A 22,954-nucleotide genomic window follows, 5' to 3' on the forward strand; every position below is an offset into this window, starting at 1 on the left:
GGGGTGATCGGGTGGGGGAGACTCTGCGTGCCCCGCAGACATCCCTTCCTCCAGGAGTGAGCCGAGCCGATGTCGCTGCTCGCCAGATTCAGCCTCGCCAACCGAGGGCTGGTCGCCCTCATCGCGGTGGTGACCACGGCGTTCGGAGCGTTCGCCGTGCCGTCGCTCAAGCAGCAACTGTTGCCGTCGCTGGAGTTGCCCGCCGCGTTCATCGTGGCCGCGTACCCCGGCGCCGGGCCGGAGATCGTCGAGTCGCAGGTCACCGAGCCGATCGAGAACAGCCTCCAGGGCATCACCGGGCTGAAGAAGATCACCTCCACGTCGCGGGAGGGGTCGACGACCGTCCAGGTGCAGTACGAGTTCGGCACCGACCTGGACGACGTGGTCAACAAGATGCAGACCGCGCTGAGCCGGATCGACGCGCAGCTGCCGGAGGGCGTCGACCCGCAGGTCGTCGCCGGCAGCACCGACGACCTGCCGGCGGTGGTGCTGGCCGCGTCCGGTGGCGACGACCAGCGCGTCCTCGCCGAGAAGCTGCGCGACACGGTGGTGCCGGAGCTGGCGGCGATCGAGGGGGTCCGCTCGGTCGACGTGACCGGCACCCGGGACGACGTCGTGGTGGTCACCCCGGACCCGGCGAAGCTGGCCGCGGCCAAGCTCCAGCCGACCGCCATCGGCGCCGCGCTGAAGACCAACGGGGTGACCGTGCCCGCCGGCGCGGTGGTCGACGGCGCGCGGGCGCTCCCGGTGCAGGTGGGCACCCCGCTGGCCAGCCTGGACGACCTGCGCGGCGTCATCGTCGCCCCGGCGGCGGGAAAGGCCGCCCCGGTCCGCCTCGGTGACGTGGCCACCGTCGAGCAGCAGCTCGCCCCGGCCACCGCGCTCAGCCGGACCAACGGCCGCGACAGCCTCGGCATCGCGGTCACCGCGACCCCGGACGGCAACGCTGTCGAGATCTCCCACGAGATCCGGGACCGGCTCGCCGAGCTGCGCGACGCCTCCGGCGTCGAGCTGACCGTGGTCTTCGACCAGGCGCCGTTCGTCGAGAAATCGATCGAGAGCCTGACCACCGAGGGTCTGCTGGGCCTGGTCATGGCGGTCGTGGTCATCCTGGTCTTCCTGCTCTCCGTACGCTCCACCGTGGTCACCGCGGTCTCCATCCCGCTGTCGGTGGTGGTCGCGCTGATCGCGCTCTGGATCGGCGACCACTCGCTCAACCTGCTCACCCTCGGTGCGTTGACCATCGCGGTGGGTCGGGTGGTGGACGACTCGATCGTCGTGCTGGAGAACATCAAACGACATCTGGAGTACGGCGAGCCGAAGCGGGACGCCATCCTCGCCGCGGTCCGCGAGGTGGCCGGCGCGGTCACCGCGTCCACCCTGACCACGGTCGCCGTCTTCGCGCCGATCGCGCTGGTCGGCGGCTCCGTCGGGCAGCTCTTCGCGCCGTTCGCGATCACCGTCACGGTGGCCCTGCTCGCCTCGCTGCTGGTCTCGCTCACGGTCATCCCGGTGCTGGCCTACTCGTTCCTCAAGCCGTCCGGCGGAACGGCCGACGACGCCGCCGTGCGCCGGGCGGCCGAGGAGAAGGAGCTGCGCAGCCCCCTGCAGCGGGCGTACCTGCCGGTGATCGAGTTTGCCACCCGCCGGTGGGCCACCCGCTGGATCACGCTCGGGCTCGGTGTGCTCGTGCTGTTCGGCACGTTTGGCCTCTCCCGCCAGCTGGAGACCAACTTCCTGGACGACTCCGGCCAGGACACCCTGAACATCACCCAGGAACTGCCGGCGGGCACCGGGCTGGCCGGCACCGATGCGGCGGCCCGCCAGGTCGAGGCGGTGCTGGCGGGTATCGCCGGCATCGAGACGTACCAGGTCACCGCCGGCACCGGGGGCAACCCGTGGGCCGGCGGTGGGGGCAACAACGTCGCCACCTGGTCGGTGGCGCTCGGCGGCGACACCGACGCAAAGGAGATGCGCGGGGTTCTCCGCGAGGAGTTCGACGCGCTCGGCGCCGGGATCGGCGAGATCAGCTTCGGCGTCGGGCAGGGGGGCGCGTCCGCCAACCAGCTGGAGGTGGTCGTCCGGGCCGCGGACCCGGCGGCGCTGGCCCGCGCTGCCGAGGAGGTACGGGCGGCGATGGTTGGCCTGGAGGGCGTGGAGGACGTCTCGACCAGCCTCGCGGCGCGGGTGCCCCGGGTCGACGTCACGGTCGACCGGATCGCCGCCGCCCGGGCCGGGTTCACCGAGGCGGGCATCGGCCAGCTGGTGGCGCAGGCGTTCCGCGGCGCCCCGCTGGGCCAGGTGACGCTCGACGGCGCGCAGCGGGACGTGGTGCTGCGCTTCGCGGCAGCGACACCGGTCTCGGTGGAGCAGCTGCGTACCCTGCCGGTCGGGCCGCTGAGGCTCGACGACGTCGCCGACATCACGCAGTCTGAGGGGCCGCAGCAGGTGACCCGGATCGACGGCGAGCGCAGCGTTTCGGTGACCGGTACGGCCACCGGCTCCGACCTCGGCGCGATCAGCCAGGAGCTGCGGCGGAAGCTGGACGGCATCGACGTGCCGGGGGCGACGTTCGCGATCGGCGGGGTCAGCGCCGACCAGAAGGCGGCCTTCGCCGACCTGGGTCTGGCCGTGCTGGCCGCCATCGCGATCGTGTTCCTGATCATGGTGGCCACGTTCCGCAGCCTGACCCAGGCGCTGATCCTGCTGATCTCCATCCCGTTCGCGGCGACCGGCGCGATCGGGCTGCTGCTGGCCACCGGGACCCCGCTGGGCGTGCCGGCGCTGATCGGCGTGCTCATGCTGGTCGGCATCGTGGTGACCAACGCGATCGTGCTGCTCGATCTGATCAACCAGTACCGGGCCCGGGGGATGGGGGTGCGTGAGGCGGTGGTCGAGGGCGGCCGGCGGCGGCTGCGCCCGATCCTGATGACCGCGGTCGCCACCATCTTCGCGCTGCTGCCGATGGCGCTCGGCCTCACCGGGGAGGGCGGCTTCATCTCCAGGCCGCTGGCGATCGTCGTGATCGGTGGTCTGCTCAGCTCGACGCTGCTGACCCTGGTCCTGGTGCCGACGCTCTACGTGATGGTGGAGCACACCAAGGAGTGGCTGCGGGCCCGCGGGCAGTGGCGGCGCTCCGACCGGTCCACCCCGGCCGGGCCGGACGGATCCGCCCCGGACACCACGACCGGCGCGGCACCGCCCACGGCGCGCGCCGGGGCCGTCCCGGCCGTCGGGACGGGTGAGCCGGCCCGCCGCCCGGCGCCGTCGGCCGCCCTGCTGGATGGCACCGACCAGTTCGAGGTGCTGCGGCTGCCGAAGACCCGCACCTCGCCACTGCCGCCCGGCGAGTAGTCACCGGCACCGACCGCGACGCCCAGGAACGCCCCCGCCGGGTCACGACCGGCGGGGGCGTTCCGCTGTCCGCGCGGCGACGGAGCGGCCTTCGCCGGGCGGGTATGGTCCCCTCCGTGCCGTCCACCCTCTCGGTCCTGACCCGCAACCGGAACTTCCGCAACCTCTTCCTGGCCGAGCTGGTGGTGTTCGGCGCCGACTGGTTCGTGATGGTGCCGCTGCTGGTGCTGCTGCCGGCGCTCACCGGCAGCGGGGTGTGGGGAGCCCTGGTGCTGGCCGTGGACACCGGCATCGTGGCGCTGCTGCTGCCGTACACCGGGACGGTGGCGGACCGGTTCGACCGCCGGAAGGTCATGATCACAGCGAACGTCGCCGCGCTGCTCGGCGTGCTGCTGCTGCTCGGCGTGCGCAGCGCCGGCACCGCCTGGCTGGCGATGCTCGGGATCGGCGTGGTGGCCGTCGCTAAGGCGTTCTACTCCCCGGCGGCGCAGGCCGCCCTGCCCAACGTACTCGACCCCGAGGAGTTGGCGGCCGGCAACGCGGTAGCCGGCTCGGCCTGGGGCACGATGACGATCGTCGGGGCGTCGCTCGGCGGGGTGCTCAGCGCCGCCGTCGGCCCGTACGCCTGTTTTTGGGTCGCTGCGGTGGGCCTGGCGCTCGCGGCCGGCCTGGCCGCGCTCATCCGCCGGCCGTTGCAGGCCCCCCGGGACGGCGACCGGCCCGCCCAGCAGACCTGGGCGGCGGTCCGCGAGGCGCTGGGCTACATCGGCCACCGGCCGCGGGTGCTGGCGCTGGTGACCGTGAAGTCGGCGGTCGGGCTCGGCAACGGCGTGCTGACGGTCTTCCCGCTGCTCGCCGGGGTGTACGGGGCCGGTCCGGTCGGTGCCGGGCTGCTCTTCGCGGTACGCGGGGCCGGCGCGCTGGTCGGCCCGATCCTGATGCGCCGGGTGCTGGGCAACCGGGCCTGGCTGCTGCCCGGGCTGGCGCTGTCGATGTCGTTATACGGCCTGGCCTACCTCGGCACCTCGGCGGCCCGGTGGTTCCCGCTGGTGCTGGTGCTGGTCTTCGTCGCCCACTTCGCGGGCGGCAGCAACTGGGTGATGTCGAACTTCGCGCTGCAGGGTGAGGTGCCGGACCGGCTGCGCGGCCGGGTCTTCGCCACCGACATGATGCTGGCGACCCTGGCCATCTCGGTGAGTCAGCTGGTGGTGGCGTCCGTCGTCGACATCGTCGACGAGCGGGTGGTGCTGGCCGGCTGCGGCCTGGTGACGCTGGTCTACGCGGTCGGCTGGCGGATCGCCACCCGCCGGCTCTCGCTCACCGATCCGGTCGCCGAGCCGGAGCCGAGCCCGGCGCGGTAGCGGCTCGCCGCGGCGGCCGCCGGGCCGGTGCCGCCGGCAGCGCGGTCCGTGGGTCGCGCCGCTGCCGGCGTCTCAGCGGTCGGGCGGTGGGCCGCGATGTCGGGGTCGCGCCCTAGCATGAGCGGCGTGCCGACGACATTCACCTCCGGCCCGGTGCGGGTCCGGGTCCCCGCCACCAGTGCCAACCTGGGGCCGGGGTTCGACGCCCTGGGGCTCGCCCTGGCGTTGCACGACGACGTGGCCGCCGAGGTGACGTCGCCCGGTGTCACGGTGACCGTGACCGGCCAGGGCGCCGGGGAGCTGCCGGCCGACGACCGGCACCTGGTCGTCCGCGCCATGCGGGCCGCCTTCGACGCGCTCGGCGGCCAGCCGCCGGGGCTGGCGGTGGAGTGCGTCAACCGCATCCCGCAGGCGCGCGGGCTGGGCTCCTCGTCGGCCGCGATCGTCGCCGGCGTCCTGCTCGCCCGCGCCCTGGTGAACGAGGGGGAGCAGCGCCTCGACGACGCCGGCGCGCTCCGCCTCGCCGCCGAGATCGAGGGCCACCCCGACAATGTGGCGCCCTGCCTGCTCGGCGGGTTCACCCTGGCCTGGACGGAGCCCGCCGGCGCGCGGGCGGTGTCGCTGCCGGTCGCCGACGGCGTACGGCCGACGGTCTTCGTGCCCGAGGAGCGGGGCCTGACCGCGACTGCGCGGGCCGCGTTACCGGCGACGGTGCCGCACGCCGACGCCGCGTTCACCGCCGGCCGGGCCGCCCTGCTGGTGCACGCGCTGACCACCGACCCGGCGCTGCTGCTGCCGGCCACCGTCGACCGGCTGCACCAGGACTACCGCGCCCCCGGGATGCCCGGCACCGCGGCCCTGGTCAGTGCGCTGCGTGCGGCGGATGTGGCGGCTGTGGTCAGTGGGGCGGGTCCGACGGTGTTGGCCCTGATGGAGCTGCCGGAGGGCTTCGAACCGGGAACAGACTGGCAGGTCTGGCAGTTGGCTACAGACGTACACGGCGCACGGGTCACCCGGGGTAGACTCGGACACGCGGAGCGGGACCCTGTTGCCGCAGGTCGGAAGAGTTGATTACGCTCTAGACTTAGCACAGCCGCGAAGCATGCGATCTTCCTGCGGGGCGGCGCACCCCCGAAGCTTTCGGCGGTAAGCCCGTCACCCCTGCTTAGGCCCACGCCGCACCGCAGTCTTCACAGGTCGCCGCAGACGGCGAGACCTGCTCACCGACGTTGGTGAGTCGGGAAACCGACCGGCTGCTGTGTCACAGACTCCCGCGACGCGTCCATGCGAGGCGGGTGCACCGAGGCCGCCCGGCCACCTTGCTTGTCGACTCCGGGCAGTCCCGGCCTATCGAGGGAAGGAATCCATTGAGCGACACCACCGACGTGACGTCGGATGTTTCCAACGTCGCTGGCGATGCCACCACCGCCGCCCCCACCCGCCGTCGGCGCAGCGGTACCGGGCTGTCGGCGATGCTGCTGCCGGAGCTGCAGAGCCTGGCCGCGTCGCTCGGCATCTCCGGGACGGCTCGCATGCGTAAGGGCGAGCTGATCAGCGCGATCTCCGAGCGGCAGGGCGGCGGCGGCGCCGGGACCCCTCGACCGCGGGCCGAGGTCGCGGCTGCGACCGCTCCCGCCCGTGAAGAGGTCCACGCTGAGGTCCGGGAGACCGGCGAGCGGCCGGAGGCCGAGCGGCGGCCCGCGGAGCAGGCGGCCTCGGCGGAGCCGGCGCCTGTCGAGGCCGAGGGTCGTGGCCGGAGCCGGCGCAGCCGGGCCGCCGCCGCCGAGGCGCGGGCCGAGGAGGCCACCGCCGAGACCGGCGAGCGGGCCGAGCGTGAGGGCCGCGGCGGTCGCGAGCGGGCCGAGCGCGGCGGCGACCGCACCGAGCGGGCCGAGCGCGGCGAGCGCCCCGAGCGGGGTGAGCGCGTCGAGCGGGGTGAGCGCCCCGAGCGGGGCGACCGCAACGAGCGCGGCGAGCGGGCCGAGCGGGGCGACCGCAACGAGCGGGGCGACCGCAACGAGCGTGGCGAGCGGGGCGACCGCAACGAGCGGGGCGACCGCGGCCAGCGCGCCGAGCGCGACAACGATGGCGACGAGGACGGCGAGGGCGGCGGCCGGCGCGGCCGGCGCAGCCGGTTCCGGGACCGCCGGCGTGGCCGCGGTGAGCGGGCTGAGGGCGGCGACGGCGGGCGTGAGCCGCAGGTCAGCGAGGACGACGTGCTCGTCCCGGTGGCCGGCATCATCGACGTGCTCGACAACTACGCCTTCGTCCGGACGACCGGCTACCTGGCCGGCCCGAACGACGTCTACGTCTCGATGTCCCAGATCAAGAAGTACGGCCTGCGCCGCGGTGACGCCATCACCGGCGCCGTGCGGGCCGCCCGGGACGGCGAGCAGCGGCGGGACAAGTACAACCCGCTGGTGCGGCTGGACACCATCAACGGGATGGAGCCGGAGGAGGCCAAGCGCCGGCCGGAGTTCTACAAGCTCACGCCGCTCTACCCGCAGGAGCGGCTGCGGCTGGAGACCGAGCCGCACATCCTCACCACCCGGGTGATCGACCTGGTCATGCCGATCGGCAAGGGCCAGCGGGCACTGATCGTCTCGCCGCCGAAGGCCGGTAAGACGATGGTGCTGCAGGCGATCGCGAACGCGATCACCCACAACAACCCGGAGTGCCACCTGATGGTGGTGCTGGTGGACGAACGCCCCGAAGAGGTCACCGACATGCAGCGGTCGGTGAAGGGTGAGGTCATCGCGGCCACGTTCGACCGGCCGCCGCAGGACCACACCACGGTTGCCGAGCTGGCGATCGAGCGGGCGAAGCGCCTGGTCGAGCTGGGGCACGACGTGGTCGTGCTGCTCGACTCGGTCACCCGGCTCGGTCGGTCGTACAACCTGGCGGCGCCGGCCAGCGGCCGGATCATGTCGGGTGGTATCGACTCCACCGCGCTCTACCCGCCGAAGCGGTTCCTGGGCGCGGCCCGCAACATCGAGAACGGCGGCTCGCTGACCATCCTCGCCACCGCGCTGGTGGAGACCGGGTCCATGGCTGACACGGTCATCTTCGAGGAGTTCAAGGGCACCGGCAACGCGGAGCTGAAGCTGGACCGGAAGATCGCCGACAAGCGGACCTTCCCGGCCATCGACATCCACCCGTCCGGCACGCGCAAGGAGGAGATCCTGCTCGCGCCGGAGGAGCTGGCTATCATCCACAAGCTCCGCAAGGTCCTGCACTCGCTGGACTCGCAGGCGGCGCTGGACCTCCTGCTGGACCGGCTCAAGCAGACCCGGACCAACATCGAGTTCCTGATGCAGATCGCCAAGTCGACGCCGGGGGAGTGACCCCCGGGGGAGACCGATGAGAAGGGGCACGGCCACTCGGCCGTGCCCCTTCTCGCGTCTCCGGTTCCTCGTCGGCCGGCCGCACCGGCGAGGTGACGATGGCACGCTGCGTCAGCGTGGGTAGGCGGCTGCGGGCAGAGGGACGCGGGGGCGAGGGGGAGGCGGTTGCTGACGTGACTGTCCGTCACGGCACCCGGTGGGCGCAGCGTCGAGGTGGTGTGGAGTTTTCCTTCGCTTTGGTTGACAGGTATTGAAACTTCTATTCACCGTCCGGTTGACTGTCGTCCATGCGTACCCGCAGACGATCCTCCCGGCTCGCCGGCGTCCTGCTGTTGACGCCACTGCTCACCATCGCCGGTGCCGGTCCGGCGACCGCCGGCGCCCTACTGGCCCCGCCGGCCACCAACCTGTCCCCCACCGCGGCGGAGGACGCGCCTCGCGCGTCCTCTCGTACCGCCAACTCGGTGACCCTTTCCGGCGACCCGGCCAGCAGCACCGCCACGGCCGCGACCACGACCGGCGTGGAACCGGCCGGCGGTCTGGAGACCACGAAGACCACCCGGCCGGTCGCCCCGGGCCTCGACCTCACCTCGTTCGACCGGTACGACGCCGACGGCTGGCTGCGCGCCGACGCGCTCACCGCCGACCTGGCCGGCGGCGTCACCGTCGACTACGTCAACTCCGGCGTGGTCAGCAGGGCCGAGCCGCTGCGCGGTGCCGTGGACCGCTCCCGCGCCGTCGCCGCGGTCAACGGCGACTTCTTCGACATCAACAACTCCGGCGCCGCGCAGGGCGTCGGCATCCAGGGCGGCAAGCTGGTCCAGTCCGCGGTCGGCGGCCACCGCAACGCCGCCGCCATCACCACCGAGGGCCTCGGCCGCGTCATCGAGGTGAACTTCGACGGCACCGCCACCCTGCCCACCGGCCCGGTCACGCTGACCCAGTTCAACAACATGGTCCAGGCCAACGGCATCGGCGTCTTCACCGCGCTCTGGGGGGCGTACACCCGGGAGCGTGCGGTCGCGGGCGCCGGTCGGGTCACCGAGGTCGCGGTGGTCGACGGCCGCGTGGCGGGCGTGACCACGATCGCCGGCAGCGGGCCGATCCCGGCCGGCACCACCATCCTGCTCGGCCGCGACGCCGGGGCCGACGCCCTCGCCGGGCTCCGCCCCGGCGACGCGGTGACAGTCGCCTACCAGCCCAAGCCGGCCGACGGCAGCACCCTGCGCGCGGCGGTCGGCGGCGGGAACGTGCTGGTCCGCGATGGCGTGGTGCAGAGCATCGCCGACCCGACCCTCGCGCCGCGCACCGCGGTGGGCTTCTCTGCCGACGGCCGTCGCATGATCATGCTCACCGTGGACGGCCGGCAGGTCGACAGCCGCGGCGTCACCCAGACCGAGATGGGCCGGATGATGGCCGAACTCGGCGCCCATCACGCGCTCAACCTCGACGGCGGCGGCTCCTCCACGCTGCTCGCCCGCGAGCCGGGCGCGGCCAACGTGCAGGTCGAGAACAGCCCGTCGGACGGTGCCGAGCGCGCCGTGCCCAACGGCCTGGCCCTCTACGCGCCGCCGGGCAGCGGCCGGCTCACCGGGTACTGGCTGGAGACCGCCAGCGACCCGACCACCGCGCCGGGCGTCTCCCCGGTGCGCGGCGGCCGGCCGGACCGGGTCTTCCCCGGACTGACCCGCCGGCTCACCGCCGCCGGCCACGACGAGACGTACGGCCCGGCGGCCGGCGCGCCGCGGTGGCGGGCCAACCCGGCGGTGCACGGCACGGTCGACCGCTCCGGCGTCTTCCGCGCCGGCGCGCCCGGCCGGACCACCGTCACCGCCTGGCGGGACGAGGCCCGCGGCACCCTCGATTTGACCGTGCTCGGGCCGCTGGCCCGGATCGACTCCACCGTGGACCGGGTCGGGCTGACCGGCGCCGACGGCAGCGCGCTCTTCGGCGTGGTCGGCTACGACGCGGAGGGCAACACCGCCCCGATCGAGCCGGCCGACCTGACTCTGGCGTATGACCGTGAGCTGCTCAGGGTCACCCCGACCGGCGACGGCAACCTCTCGGTCACCGCACTGCGCGACACCGGCTCGGCGCTGATCACCGTCCAGGTCGGACGGAGCAGCACCAGGGTGCCGGTCACCGTCGGCCTCACCGACGTGCCGGTGGCCACCTTCGACGATGCCGCGGCCTGGAAGTTCAGCCAGGCGCGGGCCGGCGGCGCCGTCGCCCCGGCACCGGGCCGCACCGGCACCGGCCTGCGGATGACGTACGACTTCAGCCAGTCCACCGGCACCCGGGCCGCGTACGCCAACCCGCCGGCCTGGATCGAGGTGGGCGGCCAGCCGCAGGCGTTCGGGATGTGGATCCACGGCAACGGCACCGGCGAGTGGCCCAGCCTGCACCTGCACGACGCGCAGAACACCCAGCACGTGTTGCGCGGGCCGTACGTCACCTGGACCGGCTGGCGGTACGTCGAGTTCACCGTGCCCGCCGGGGTGCAGTACCCGGTGCGCATCCGCCGGTTCTACGTGGCCGAGACCAACGCCGCCGCGCAGTACCGGAGCGAGGTGATCATCGACGACCTGGTGGCCAAGGTGCCGCCCACGGTCGACGTGCCGGCCGAGGCGCCACGTACCGACCGGGTGGTGCTGCGCGACGGCACGGTGGACGGGGCGCCCTGGCGCTTCGCGGTGCTGTCCGACGCGCAGTTCGTCGCCGCCCACCCGGACAGTGACCTGGTCGCCCAGGCCCGCCGGACGCTGCGCGAGGTCAAGGCGGCGAAGCCGGACTTCCTGGTGATCAACGGTGACTTCGTGGACACCGCGTACCCGGCCGACTTCGCGCTGGCGAAGCGGGTGCTGGACGAGGAGTTGGGCGACGAGCTGCCCTACTACTACGTGCCGGGCAACCACGAGATCATGGGCGCTCCGATCGCCAACTTCCGGGCCGTCTTCGGCGACACCGAGCGGGTCTTCGACCACAAGGGCACCCGGTTCGTGACGCTGAACTCGTCGACCGGTTCGCTGCGCGGCGGTGGCTTCGACCAGGTGCGGATGCTGCGCGAGGCGCTGGACTCGGCCGCCGGGGACCCCGCCGTCGGTTCGCTGGTCGTCCTGCACCACCACCCGCCGCGCGACCCCACCCCGGCCAAGGCCAGCCAGCTCGGCGACCGGAAGGAGGCGGCGCTGCTGGAGCAGTGGCTCGCCGACTTCCAGCACCGCACCGGCAAGGGGGCGATGTTCGTCGGCGGGCACGTCGGCACCTTCCACGCCGACCGGGTCGACGGCGTGCCGTACGTGATCAACGGCAACGCCGGCAAGGGCCCGTCCACCCCGGCCGACCAGGGCGGCTTCACCGGCTGGACGGAGTTCGGGGTGGACCCGGTGAGCCCGGCCGAGGCGGACCGGGCCCGGCGGAACCCGCTCGCCGAGGGCCCCCGCTGGGTCGCCGCCGAGTTCCACCCGCACGTCGACCGGCTCGCCCTGGCCGCCCCGGCCAGCGTCGCGGTCGGCGCCCCGGCGACGGTCATTGCCACGGTGACCCAGCCCGAGGGCCGCACGGTGCCGGTCGCGGCGCCGGTGAGCGCGGACTGGTCCGCCTCGCCCAACCTGCACATCGGCGCCGCGGCCGGCCTGAAACCGTGGCATGTGGCCCGGTTCGACCCGGCCACCGGTCAGTTCACCGCCCTGCGCGCGGGCGCGCAGGTGAAGCTGGCCGTCGAGGTCAACGGCGCCCGCGCCGAGGCCACCCTCACCCTGACCGCGGCGACGGCGGCGGAGGCGCCCGCCGCCTGACGCCGCGCCGGGCCGACGGGCTCCCCGCGAGAGCGCGGGGAGCCCGTCGGGGCTCAGAAGTCGCCCTCGGCGACCTGGAAGACGGTCAGGCCCAGCTCCCGCCACATCCGCACCACCTGCTGGCGGTCGTCGAAGACACCGGCCACCCGGTACCGGTCCTCGATCTCGCGCTCGTAGATCTCCCGCTTGACCACCACGTCCTTCCGCGAGTCGCCGACGGCCCGCAGGTGCAGGGCCAGGTACGGCACGCGTACGTGCCGGGCGAGCCACGCCTCGGTCGTGGCGCGGGCCGAGGCGTCCCGGCCGGAGCAGAAAATCACCCCGTACCCGGCCGCGTGCATCGCCCGGACCGCCGCGATCACCGCCGTGTTCGGCTCGTCCTCACCGACCCGGGTCATGTCGTACGGGCTGCGGGAGACGTTCAGCGCGACCGTCCCGTCGATGTCCACCAGGACGATCTCCGGTGGCTCGGTCGACGGGGGGTGCACGGCGGCCGGGTGGCCGGTCCGGGCCTGCGGCACCGGCAACGGCTGGTTCCGGCCGACCAGGTAGCGCTCGTGCAGCCGGCGGATCGCGGCCTCGCCGACCCGGTCGGCCTCCGCCCGGGCGGCGTCGCGGCGCAGGCACTCCTCCAACGGCACGTCGGTGAAGTCGTGCACCTCGAACTCGGCGCCGAACCGGGCGGCCAGGTCGGCCAGGTCACGCAGCGTCCGGGAGCGCAGGTTGGTGTCGTCGACGCAGACGTCCGCGCCGGCCCGCAGCAGCGCCTCGACCTGGGCCCGCTGGACCAGGGTGACCTGCCACTCCGCCCGCTGCGTGAACAGTCGCTCGCCGTGCAGCATCCGGCGCAGGTCGTCGCGGTTGACCCGGACCACGGACGGTTGCAGCGCGCGGGCGAAGGTGGTCTTGCCGGAGGCCGGCAGTCCCCGGGTGGCGATCAGGCGGGCCATCACATCCTCCGTGTCGTCCGTCTCGGACCACCCGGGGGTGCCCCGGGCGGGGTACGGCCGGGCGGCGGCCGCCCCGGGTGAATGCCCTGCGGCGCGCCGGGAATGCGGGACGGGAGGCGGACGTTGTCGATGCCGGACCAGCCGTGCGGCCCGCGTGCCGGGCCGGCGCGAGCCCGTGGCACACTGGTCAATCGGCCACCGGTTCCGGTTCACGCCCGAGTCTGTCGCACGGCGCGACGGGCATCGACGGCGACCCGGCGACCACCGACGAAAGGACCGAGGCGACATGAAGCCCACCATCCACCCGGAGTACGTGACCACCGAGGTCAGCTGCTCCTGCGGCAACACCTTCACGACCCGCAGCACCGCCAAGGGCGGCTCGATCCACGTCGAGACCTGCAGCGCCTGCCACCCGTTCTACACCGGCAAGCAGCGCGTCCTGGACACCGCCGGCCGGGTCGCGAAGTTCCAGCAGAAGTACGCCAAGGTTCAGGCCAAGAAGGGCAAGTAACTTCTCGCTCGGCGCCCGCGCCCGGTTTCGTGCCGGACGCGGGCGCCGTCCGTATTCCCCCCCCGGGCTTTCCGCCCCGTCGTCGAAGGAGCAGTCCCCGCATGAGCAGCGAGCGCCTGACCGCCCTCCTCGACGAGTACGCCGAGTTGGAGAAGCAGCTGGCCGACCCGGCCATCCACGCCGACCAGGGCACCGCCCGGCGGGTCGGCCGCCGTTACGCCGAGCTGGTGCCGCTGCACAAGGCGGCCGCGGAGCTGGAGCAGGCCCGGGCCGACCTGGCCGCCGCCCGCGAGCTGGCCGCCGAGGATCCGACCTTCGCCGCCGAGGCGGAGTCGATCGCGGCGTCCCTGCCGGGGCTGGAGGAGCGTCTCGCGGAGCTGCTGATCCCCCGTGACCCGCACGACGCCAAGGACGTCATCGTCGAGATCAAGGCTGGTGAGGGCGGTGAGGAGTCGGCGCTCTTCGCCGCCGACCTGCTGCGCATGTACACCCGGTACGCCGAGCGGCGCGGCTGGCTCACCGAGGTCATCGACGCCCAGGACTCCGACCTGGGCGGAGTGAAGGACGTGTCGCTGGCGATCAAGGCCAGGGGCGTGCCGGAGGGCGGCAACGGCGTCTGGTCGCGGATGAAGTGGGAGGGGGGCGTGCACCGGGTGCAGCGCGTCCCGGTCACCGAGTCGCAGGGCCGCATCCACACCAGCGCCGCCGGTGTGCTGGTGCTGCCGGAGGCCGAGGAGGTCGACGTCACGGTCGACCCGAACGACCTGCGCATCGACGTGTTTCGCTCGTCGGGGCCGGGCGGGCAGTCGGTGAACACCACCGACTCGGCGGTGCGGATCACCCACGTACCGACCGGGATCGTGGTCTCCTGCCAGAACGAGAAGTCCCAGCTGCAGAACCGGGAGCAGGCGATGCGGATTCTGCGCGCCCGGCTGCTGGCGGCGGCCCAGGAGCAGGCCGACGCGGCCGCCTCGGACGCCCGCAAGGCCCAGGTGCGCACCGTGGACCGGTCAGAGCGGATCCGCACCTACAACTTCCCGCAGAACCGGATCACCGACCACCGGATCGGCTACACCGCGTACAACCTTGATCTGGCCCTCGCCGGCGAGCTGGACGGCGTCCTCGATGCCCTCGCCGAGGCCGACCGCGCCGCCCGCCTGGCCGGCGACCCCGAACTCACCCGCCGCTGACCCACCCACCCCGCGCCCGGCCCTCGCACTGTCCCGGACGTGCGGCCATTTCGCCCGCCAAGGCCACATTCCGGGAAGTGCGCCCTCGGCCGGCGCGCCCTAGGGCGGTGCCTGGCCGGGCGGTGTGTCTGGGGGCGCGCTTCGGGGTGTCAGGAGGCGCGGGGGCGGGACTTGGCGGCGAGCATCTCGCGGTCGGCGGCCTCGAAGGCGGCGCCGAGGGCCTCGCGCAGGCCGGTGCCGGTGGCGCTCACCTCGGCGAAGCCGATGCTGACGCCGACCGGGGTGCCCGGCACCAGGGACTCCCAGTCCTCGGTGCGCACCGCGGCGTCGATGCGGCGGGCCACCTCGGTCGCCTCGGTCATCCCGGCGCCGGGCAGCACCACCACGAATTCGTCGCCGCCGTAGCGGGCCACGAAGTCGCCGCGGCGCATCACCCGGTTGATCACCCCGGCGATGCGCTGGAGCACCAGGTCGCCGGAGTGGTGCCCGTGCCGGGTGTTGACCGCCTTGAAGCCGTCCAGGTCGCAGACGCCGATCACGACGCGCTCGCCCCGGGCGACCACCGTGGCGATGTAGCGCTCCAGCCGGCGCCGGTTCGGCAGCCCGGTCAACGGGTCGGTCAGCGCCTCGCCCTCGTACCGGGCCGCTTCCCGCCGCATCTCCTCGTGGTCGATCCTGGCCGCGATGCCGTCGATGTAGACGTCCCGGAGCCGGTCGTTGCGTTGGGCGGCGAGCCGGAAGGCCAGCCGGTCGGCCCGGTGCGCCGCGGCGTGGTCTCCGGAGCGGGCCAGGGCGATGCTGCGCAGCCGGGCCGGCTCGGCCGCGCCCAGCGTCTCGGTGGAGACCCGCACCGTCTCCAGCCGGCTGACCGCCTCGATCGGTCGCCCCTCGGCCACGGCCAGGCAGACGTGGCCGAGTTCGCGCATGTCCCGCGCCCGCGCGCTGTCCCCGCCGTGGCCGAGCAGTCGGGCGGGGGCGGCGTCGGTGCCGGTCGCCAGCGGGTCGCCGAGGGCCGCCCGCCGGGCGGCGGCGTAGCCGTACGCGGCCAGGCTGCTCGGCCGCAGCCGCCCGGCCCGCCCGCCGCGCAGGAACCGGTCGAGGTCGCCGGCCACGTCGCGCAGCACCCGAAGGCAGCCGTCGCTGTCGCCGTTGTGGTCCAGCGCGACGGCGTTGCGCAGCCGGATGCCGGGGGCGGCGAATGTCTCCTCCGGGATGCCGGCGGCCACCCCGAGCTGCCGGGCCCGCTCGATCGCGCCGAGGGCGTACCCGTGGAAGCTGAGGTAGGAGTAGGCCATCGCCAGGTCGTGCCAACCCCAGGCGGTGTCCCGGTCGGGATCCTCGACCGCGCCCAGCGCCCGGGCGGCCTTCACCAGGTGGGTGACGCAGCGGTCCAGCGCCCCCTGATGGTGCGCGGCGAGCGCCGCCAGCGCGTTGAGATGCCCGTGCAGGTAGGGCTCGGCGAGGTCGCGGACCGTGGTGGTGGCCTCCTCGATGGCCCGGGTGTACTCCGCCGTGCGACCGAGATTGATCAGGGCGGAGAGGCGCTGCACCAGGGCGTCGGCGCGGGCGTACGGGTCGGCGGTGGTGCGGAGCACCCGGTCGAGGATCGTGTACGCCTCGGCGGAGCGGCTGGACTCCTGCAACGCCCGCGCCTGCGTCAGGGCGTCAACCTGGTCGGTGACCCGGTCGAGCCAACCCACCCGCAACCTCCCGTCGGTGTGCATCGAGGCGCACCCGCTCGTACGGCGGCTCCGCGACGCTTCATGATTATGTCGTGAGCACGCTGCCGCAACACCCGTCCGAAGGGACGAAACGGGAACGCCCTTCCGCGGCGGTGGCCCGGGCGGCCCGGGCGCTCGCCGCCGCCGGGGTCGAGGCGGCGCGGGCCGAGGCTGAACTGCTCGCCGCGTACCTGCTCGGGGTGCCCCGGGGGCGACTCGCGCTGGCGGACGGGTTCACCCCGGAACAGCTGGACCGCTTCGACGCGCTGGTCGCCCGGCGGGCCGACCGGGAGCCGTTGCAGCACCTCACCGGCAGCGCCGCCTTCCGGCACCTGGAGTTGGCGGTCGGGCCGGGCGTCTTCGTGCCCCGCCCGGAGACCGAGCTGCTGGCCGGCTGGGGCGTCGAGCAGGGCCGGCGGTGGCCGGCTCCGCTGGTGGTGGACCTGTGCAGCGGTTCCGGCGCGATCGCGCTGTCGGTCGCCCAGGAGTTGCCGGCCGCCCGGGTGGTGGCGGTGGAGGGCTCGCCCGCCGCGCTGTCCTGGCTGCGGCGCAACGCGGCGTCCCGGGCCGCGGCGGGGGACCGGCCGGTCGGGGTGGTGGCGGCGGACGTCACCGCGCCGGACCTGCTGGCCGACCTGGCGGGCCGGGTCGACGTGCTGCTGTGCAACCCGCCGTACGTGCCGGCGGGCGCGGTCGTGCCGCCGGAGGTGGACCGGCACGATCCGGCGGACGCGGTCTTCGGCGGCGCCGACGGGCTGGCGGTGATCCGGCCGGTGATCGCCCGGGCGGCGGTGCTGCTGCGCCCCGGCGGGGTGCTCGGCGTCGAGCACGACGACACGCACGGCACGGCGGTGCCCGGGCTGCTCGCCGCCGACGGCCGGTACGAGGCGATCGCGGACCATCCGGACCTCGCCGGGCGGCCCCGCTTCGCCACCGCGTCCCGCCGGGCGGACGGCCAGCACGCCGGCCCCGGCCCGGCGTGGCAGACTGCTTCCTCGTGATGCTCTACGACTGCCGGTCGCCCGCCGACCGGGACCGCGGCATCGCTGCGGCCATCGAGGCGGTCAAGAACGGCGAGCTGGTCGTCCTGCCCACCGACACGGTCTACGGGATCGGCGCGGACGCGTTCACCCCGTACGCCGTGAAGGCCCTGCTCGACGCCAAGGGCGGCCGGCCGGCGCCGCCGCCGGTGCTGATCGGCTCGCGGCACACCCTGGACGGGCTGGTCTTCTCGCTGCCCAGCGCGGCGCGGGAGCTGGTCGAGGCGTTCTGGCCTGGTGCGCTGACCATCGTGGTCGAGCACTCGCCCAGCCTGCGCTGGGACCTCGGCGACACCTCCGGCACCGTCGCGGTGCGGATGCCGCTGCACCCGGTGGCGTTGGAGGTGCTGCGGGAGACCGGGCCGATGGCGGTCGCCTCGGCCAACAAGGCAGGCCAGCCGCCGGCGGTCACCGCCGAGGCGGCCCGCGACCAGCTCAGCTACTCGGTCCGGGCGTACCTGGAGGCCGGGCCCGCCCCGGATCCGGTGCCGAGCACGATCGTGGATCTCACCGGCGAGGTGCCGCAGGTCCTGCGCCAGGGTGCCGTCCCGCTGGAGAAGCTGCGCGACGTGGTGCCGGACATCGTCGAGAGCCAGGTGGCCTAGTGCCTCCGTTCACCGTGCTGCACGTGTGCATGGGCAACATCTGCCGGTCGCCGATGGCCGAGCGGCTGCTGGCCCTCGCCGTCCGGGAGCGGCTGGCCCGGCGGGAACTCGATCCGCGCCGCGCCGAGGAACTGCTGCACAGCCACAGCGCCGGCACCGGCGGCTGGCACGCCGGGGAGGAGATGAACCCGCCCGCGGCCCGCCAGGTCGGCAGCCGGGGCGGCAGCGTCGCCGGGTTCGCCGCGCGCAAGCTCCGCTCGGACCACATCGACGCCGCGGATCTCGTCCTCACCGCCACCGCCGACCAGCAGGAGTACGTGGTGGCGCTGCGCCCGGACGCGGCGGCGCGCACCTTCGTCCTCGGCGAGTTCGGCCGGCTGCTGGCGGCGGTGGACGCCGCCGGGCTGCCGCCGGCCGAGGCCACCCCGGAGGGGGTGTACGCCCGGGGCGTGGCCCTGGTGGCGGCGGTCCACGCCGCCCGGCGGGGCACCACGCCGCTACCCACCGACGACCTCGACGACCCGTGGGGGCGGGGCGACCAGTGCTTCAGCCGGGTCGCCGACGAGATCGAGGAGACGGTCCACCCCCTCGCCGCCGCGCTGCTGCCCTGACCCGGCCGCCGTACGGGTGATACGGCTTGCGAGTTTCCTGCGGGTTTGGGGGAAAGAGGTCACCGAAGGGTCAAATCGGGTCATTCTGAACGGGTCCTAGCGCGACCGGCTCCTGCGGGGAGAGCTGATGACCCGGGCACATCTCGAAAAGATCATGACCGTGCTGATCGCCGGCGTCCTGGCCGGGCTGGTGCTCGCGGCGGCGGCGCTGCCGGTCGCGTTGGTGTTCGGAGTGGGTTTCTCGGCGCTCGCCGCGCCGTACTCCGAGCTGCCGAACACGTTGCGTACGCCGCCCACCGCCCAGCGCTCCAACCTCTACGCCAACGACGGCGCCACCCTGATCACCTCCTTCTACCAGGAGGACCGGGTGGACGTGCCGCTGGCCGAGGTGGCGCCGGTGATGCGCCAGGCGATCGTGGCCGCCGAGGACGAACGGTTCCACGAGCACAGCGGGGTCGACATTCGCGGCGTGGTGCGGGCCTTCACCGTGAACAGCCGAGACGGCACCACCCGGCAGGGCGCCTCCACGCTGACCATGCAGTACGTCCGCAACGTGCTCAGTAGCGACCCCCGGCTCAGCGAGCGGCAGCGGGCCGCCGCCACCGAGGTCAGCACCGTCCGCAAGATCCAGGAGATGCGGTACGCGCTGGCCCTGGAGCGGGAGCTGACCAAGGACGAGATCCTCGCCCGCTACCTCAACATCGCGTACTTCGGCGCCGGGGCGTACGGGGTGGCCGCCGCCAGCAAGCGGTACTTCTCCAAGGCACCGGCCGACCTCACCCTGGCCGAGGCCGCGATGCTCGCCGGCCTGGTCCGCTCGCCGCACTCCGACGACCCGATCAACGGCGACGCGGACAGCGCCCTGGCCCGCCGGGCGTACGTGCTGGACCGGCTGGTGGAGTCCGGCCAGGTCCCGCCCGAGGAGGCGGCCCGGGCCAAGGGTGAGCAGCTGAACCTGCGGCCCAGCGAGACGCCGAACGACTGCACCGCGGTTCCCGCCGCGCACAACGACTGGGGCTTCTTCTGCGACTGGTTCACCCGCTGGTGGAACGCGCAGTCGGCGTTCGGGGCGACGGTCGACGAGCGGCAGCTCACGCTGCGCCGGGGTGGCTTCACGATCGTCTCCTCGCTCGATCCGGGGGTGCAGCGCGCCGCCACCGAGCAGGTGCGCCGGATCTATCCGACGACCGACCGCCGGGCGCTGCCCACCGCGGTGGTCCAGCCCGGCACCGGCCGGGTGCTGGCCATGGCGGTGAACCGCACCTACAGCGTGGAGGCCAACCCGCCCGGGCGGAAGAACCACCCGAACACGGTCAACCAGCTGGTGGCCGGCGGCGGGACGATCGAGGGCTACCAGGCCGGCTCGACGTTCAAGTTGTTCACCCTGCTGGCCGCGCTGGAGTCCGGGCTCCCGCTGGGCACCGAGTACGACGCGCCGGCCCGGATCGTCACCGGCTACCCGGTCAGCGGGCCGGCGAGCTGCGACGGTTACTGGTGCCCGGGGAACGCCAACGAGTCGATGGACGGGCGGCACACCATGTGGACCGCCTTCGGCGAATCGGTCAACACGTACTTCGCCTGGCTGGCCGAGCGGGTGGGCGCGGACCGGGTGGTGGAGATGGCCGAGCGGCTCGGGATCGTGTTCCGCGCCGAGTCCGACGCCCGGCTCGCCCGCCACGGCGCGCGCCACTGGGGGCCGTTCACCCTCGGCGTCTCCGCGACCACCCCGCTCGACCTGGCCGGCGCGTACGCGGCGGTGGCGGCCGAGGGGACGTGGTGCGCGCCGCTCCCGGTCGTCTCGATCACCGACGCCGCCGGCCGTCCGGTGGCCGCGGCCAGGCCGGACTGCCGTCAGGTGATCGACGCCGACGTGGCCCGCGCGGCGGCGGACGCGGCCCGCTGCCCGGTCGGCGACCAGTCGATGTACGGCCGCTGCGACGGCGGCACCGCGTCCGGGCTGCGTGAGCAGTTGGGCCGCCCGGTGGCCGGCAAGACCGGCAGCTCCGAGGGGTACGCGACGGAGACCGTGGTCGCCTTCACCCCGCAGCTGGCGGTCGCCTCGATCGCCGCCAACCCCGACGATCCGCGGGACGCGGTGGGCCAGGCGGTGCAGGGCCGGATGGTGCAGGCGGTGGGCGAGATGATGTCGTTCGCCCTGCGCGACGAGCCGGTTCGGGACTTCGTGCCGCCCAGCGAGGTGACGGCCTTCCAGGTCACCGGCGCCCGGACCGGCGACTGAGCCCGGGCGGCGCCGACCGGCCCGTTCCCGGGTGCGGCCCAATAGACTCTGGCGCTGTGGACACCGAGACGAGCACCTTCTGGGGGCCGGACTTCGACCAGCTCCGCGCCACCGACCCGGAGATCGCGGGGGTGGTGCTCGGCGAGCTGGACCGGCTCCGGGGCGGCCTGCAACTGATCGCGAGCGAGAACCTCACCTCGCCCGCCGTGCTGGCCGCGCTCGGCTCCACGCTGACGAACAAGTACGCCGAGGGCTACCCGGGCCGGCGCTACTACGGCGGCTGCGCGGAGGTGGACCGGGCCGAGGAGATCGGCATCGCGCGGGCGAAGGAGCTCTTCGGCGCCGAGCACGCCAACCTCCAGCCGCACTCCGGCGCCAGCGCCAACCTGGCCGCGTACGCCGCCCTGGTGCAGCCGGGGGACACCGTCCTGGCGATGGACCTGCCGCACGGCGGGCACCTCACCCACGGCAGCCGGGTGAACTTCTCCGGCAAGTGGTTCGCCACCGTCGGGTACACCGTCCGCCGGGACACCGAGCTGATCGACTACGACGAGGTGCGGGACCTCGCCCTCGCCCACCGGCCCAAGATGATCATCTGCGGCGCGACCGCGTACCCCCGGCTGATCGACTTCGCCCGGTTCCGGGAGATCGCCGACGAGGTGGACGCCTACCTCATGGTCGACGCCGCGCACTTCGTCGGGCTGGTCGCCGGCCGGGCCATCCCGTCGCCTGTGCCGTACGCCGACGTCGTCTGCTTCACCACCCACAAGGTGCTGCGCGGCCCGCGCGGCGGGATGATCCTCTGCCGCGAGTCGCTGGCCCAGCGGATCGACAAGGCGGTCTTCCCGTTCACCCAGGGCGGCCCGCTGATGCACGCCGTGGCGGCCAAGGCCGTCGCGCTGCGCGAGGCCGCGCAGACCGAGTTCCAGGCGTACGCCGCGCAGGTGGTGCGCAACGCGCAGGCCCTGGCCGCCGGGCTGGCCGCCGAGGGGATGCGGCCGGTCTCCGGGGGCACCGACACCCACCTGGCGCTGATCGACCTGCACGGCACGGGGGTGACCGGCGCGGACGCCGAGGCGCGCTGCGACGCCGCCGCCATCACCCTGAACAAGAACGCGATCCCGTACGACCCGCAGAAGCCGATGGTGGCCTCCGGCATCCGGGTCGGCACGCCCAGCGTCACCACCCAGGGCATGCGGGAACCGCAGATGCGTCAGGTCGCCGGGTTGATCGCCCGGGCGGTGCACACCGATCCCGCCGCACCCGGGGGCGCCGACAAGCTGGCCCGGGTGGCGTCCGAGGTGGCCGAGCTGGTCGCCGAGTTCCCGGCGTACCCCCGTGGCTGAGCCGGGGGTGCGCGGCGCGGCGGCGACCGCGGCGGCCGACCGGCGCTGGCGGCTGCGGCACCTGCCGGTGCTGCTGGCCGCCACCGGCCTGCTGATGGTCACGGCGGCGCTGGCCGGCGCGGTGACCGGCGGCGCGGTGGCCGCCCTCGGCGCGGCGCTCGGGGTGGGTGTGACGGCGGCCAGCTACACCCTGACCACCGTGGTGCTGGCCTGGGCCGACCAGGTCAACCCGCAGCTGGTGCTGCCGTTCGGGCTCGGCCTGTACGCCGCCAAGTTCACCCTGCTCGGCGTGGTGATGGTCGGCGTGGCGTCGACCGGCTGGGCCGGGTTGATCCCGCTCTGCCTCGGCATCGCCGCCGGCGTGGTGGGCTGGACCGGCGTGCACATCTGGTGGCTCACCACCGTGCACGCCCGCCGGGCGGGTGGCGTTCGCGGCGGGTGAGCACGGTGGACACCGCGATGACCACCGGCGCTGTCCCACCCCTCGGACGCCGGCGAAATGTGTCCGCCATCGGTCATTTTCTGGCCGGCGGAAGGGGAGTAGCGTGCCCACAGACGACCCTGCCCGCCCGAGGCCCACACAACCACGGTTGTGCGGGGGGTGAGGCACAGCCTCGTCTCCCCGACTGATATCGTTCGCCCCGTCATGGCTGGTGACCAAAACCCCCGAACCGGCGGCGGCCCGGACGATGTTCCGACCGGTGCCGGCCAAGGTTGGACCGCGCTCGCGTACCTGATCACGGGCATGCTCGTGTGGGGTTTCATCGGCTGGCTGGTCGACCAGTGGCTCGACACCGGCGGCATCGCCACCGGGATCGGCGTCGTGCTCGGCATGGCCGGGGGGATCGTCCTGGTCGTCCGCCGACTCGGCACGCCTACTTAGGA

The 22,954-nt window shown here is 74.0% G+C and carries 16 protein-coding genes; 14 read left to right on the top strand and 2 right to left on the bottom strand.

Features of this window, described 5'->3' with window-relative positions; translation table 11 throughout:
- The first annotated feature begins 69 nt into the window (after window positions 1-69).
- From C1I99_RS07960 to C1I99_RS07980, 5 genes are all read left to right on the top strand, one after another.
- Window positions 70-3,354 carry an efflux RND transporter permease subunit gene (locus C1I99_RS07960; protein WP_111133564.1) on the top strand — a complete coding sequence of 1,095 codons (3,285 nt, stop codon included), beginning with the start codon at window positions 70-72 and terminating at the stop codon, window positions 3,352-3,354.
- 116 nt (window positions 3,355-3,470) lie between these two features.
- Window positions 3,471-4,715 carry an MFS transporter gene (locus C1I99_RS07965; RefSeq protein ID WP_111133589.1) on the top strand — a complete coding sequence of 415 codons (1,245 nt, stop codon included), beginning with the start codon at window positions 3,471-3,473 and terminating at the stop codon, window positions 4,713-4,715.
- A gap of 117 nt (window positions 4,716-4,832) precedes the next feature.
- A complete protein-coding gene (thrB, locus tag C1I99_RS07970; protein ID WP_111133565.1) occupies window positions 4,833-5,786 on the top strand; it encodes a homoserine kinase in 954 nt (317 codons plus the stop codon).
- A 296-nt stretch (window positions 5,787-6,082) separates the two neighbouring features.
- Window positions 6,083-8,059: a transcription termination factor Rho gene (gene rho, locus C1I99_RS07975; RefSeq protein WP_111133566.1), complete on the top strand. Its 1,977-nt coding sequence runs from the start codon at window positions 6,083-6,085 to the stop codon at window positions 8,057-8,059.
- 287 nt (window positions 8,060-8,346) lie between these two features.
- On the top strand, window positions 8,347-11,856 hold the full coding sequence (locus C1I99_RS07980) for a phosphodiester glycosidase family protein (protein ID WP_111133567.1): 3,510 nt from the start codon (window positions 8,347-8,349) through the stop codon (window positions 11,854-11,856).
- A 53-nt stretch (window positions 11,857-11,909) separates the two neighbouring features.
- On the opposite strand, the gene C1I99_RS07985 is transcribed toward C1I99_RS07980, so the two are convergent.
- Window positions 11,910-12,806 carry a phosphatase domain-containing protein gene (locus C1I99_RS07985; protein WP_111133568.1) on the bottom strand — a complete coding sequence of 299 codons (897 nt, stop codon included), beginning with the start codon at window positions 12,804-12,806 and terminating at the stop codon, window positions 11,910-11,912.
- 286 nt (window positions 12,807-13,092) lie between these two features.
- On the opposite strand from C1I99_RS07985, the gene rpmE reads away from it, so the two are divergent.
- Both rpmE and prfA read left to right on the top strand, forming a co-directional pair.
- Complete coding sequence (gene rpmE / locus C1I99_RS07990; protein WP_111133569.1) at window positions 13,093-13,317, top strand: 50S ribosomal protein L31; 225 nt, start codon at window positions 13,093-13,095, stop codon at window positions 13,315-13,317.
- 101 nt (window positions 13,318-13,418) lie between these two features.
- Window positions 13,419-14,507: a peptide chain release factor 1 gene (gene prfA, locus C1I99_RS07995; RefSeq protein WP_111133570.1), complete on the top strand. Its 1,089-nt coding sequence runs from the start codon at window positions 13,419-13,421 to the stop codon at window positions 14,505-14,507.
- Between the two features lie 149 nt (window positions 14,508-14,656).
- Here prfA and C1I99_RS08000 read toward each other — a convergent pair whose 3' ends face one another.
- Window positions 14,657-16,207, bottom strand: coding sequence for a GGDEF domain-containing protein (locus C1I99_RS08000; protein WP_111133571.1), 1,551 nt, complete (start codon window positions 16,205-16,207; stop codon window positions 14,657-14,659).
- Window positions 16,208-16,281: 74 nt separating this feature from the next.
- Between C1I99_RS08000 and prmC the strand changes: the two genes are divergently transcribed.
- From prmC to C1I99_RS08035, 7 genes are all read left to right on the top strand, one after another.
- On the top strand, window positions 16,282-17,229 hold the full coding sequence (prmC, locus tag C1I99_RS08005; RefSeq protein ID WP_199562044.1) for a peptide chain release factor N(5)-glutamine methyltransferase: 948 nt from the start codon (window positions 16,282-16,284) through the stop codon (window positions 17,227-17,229).
- On the top strand, window positions 17,229-17,873 hold the full coding sequence (locus tag C1I99_RS08010) for an L-threonylcarbamoyladenylate synthase (protein ID WP_111133572.1): 645 nt from the start codon (window positions 17,229-17,231) through the stop codon (window positions 17,871-17,873). Before prmC ends, C1I99_RS08010 begins: the two co-directional genes overlap by 1 nt.
- Window positions 17,873-18,484: an arsenate reductase/protein-tyrosine-phosphatase family protein gene (locus tag C1I99_RS08015; RefSeq protein WP_111133573.1), complete on the top strand. Its 612-nt coding sequence runs from the start codon at window positions 17,873-17,875 to the stop codon at window positions 18,482-18,484. Before C1I99_RS08010 ends, C1I99_RS08015 begins: the two co-directional genes overlap by 1 nt.
- A gap of 127 nt (window positions 18,485-18,611) precedes the next feature.
- Window positions 18,612-20,723: a transglycosylase domain-containing protein gene (locus tag C1I99_RS08020; protein WP_111133574.1), complete on the top strand. Its 2,112-nt coding sequence runs from the start codon at window positions 18,612-18,614 to the stop codon at window positions 20,721-20,723.
- 56 nt (window positions 20,724-20,779) lie between these two features.
- Window positions 20,780-22,069, top strand: a complete 1,290-nt coding sequence (gene glyA / locus C1I99_RS08025; RefSeq protein WP_111133575.1) for a serine hydroxymethyltransferase — start codon at window positions 20,780-20,782, stop codon at window positions 22,067-22,069.
- Complete coding sequence (locus tag C1I99_RS08030) at window positions 22,062-22,511, top strand: hypothetical protein (RefSeq protein WP_111133576.1); 450 nt, start codon at window positions 22,062-22,064, stop codon at window positions 22,509-22,511. The genes glyA and C1I99_RS08030 overlap by 8 nt, the downstream gene beginning before the upstream one ends.
- A 204-nt stretch (window positions 22,512-22,715) precedes the next feature.
- On the top strand, window positions 22,716-22,952 hold the full coding sequence (locus tag C1I99_RS08035) for an AtpZ/AtpI family protein (RefSeq protein ID WP_111133577.1): 237 nt from the start codon (window positions 22,716-22,718) through the stop codon (window positions 22,950-22,952).
- Window positions 22,953-22,954: the final 2 nt, after the last annotated feature.

Origin of the sequence: Micromonospora deserti (assembly GCF_003236335.1) — a bacterium.
In the GTDB taxonomy this organism is placed as follows: Bacteria; Actinomycetota; Actinomycetes; order Mycobacteriales; family Micromonosporaceae; genus Micromonospora; species Micromonospora deserti.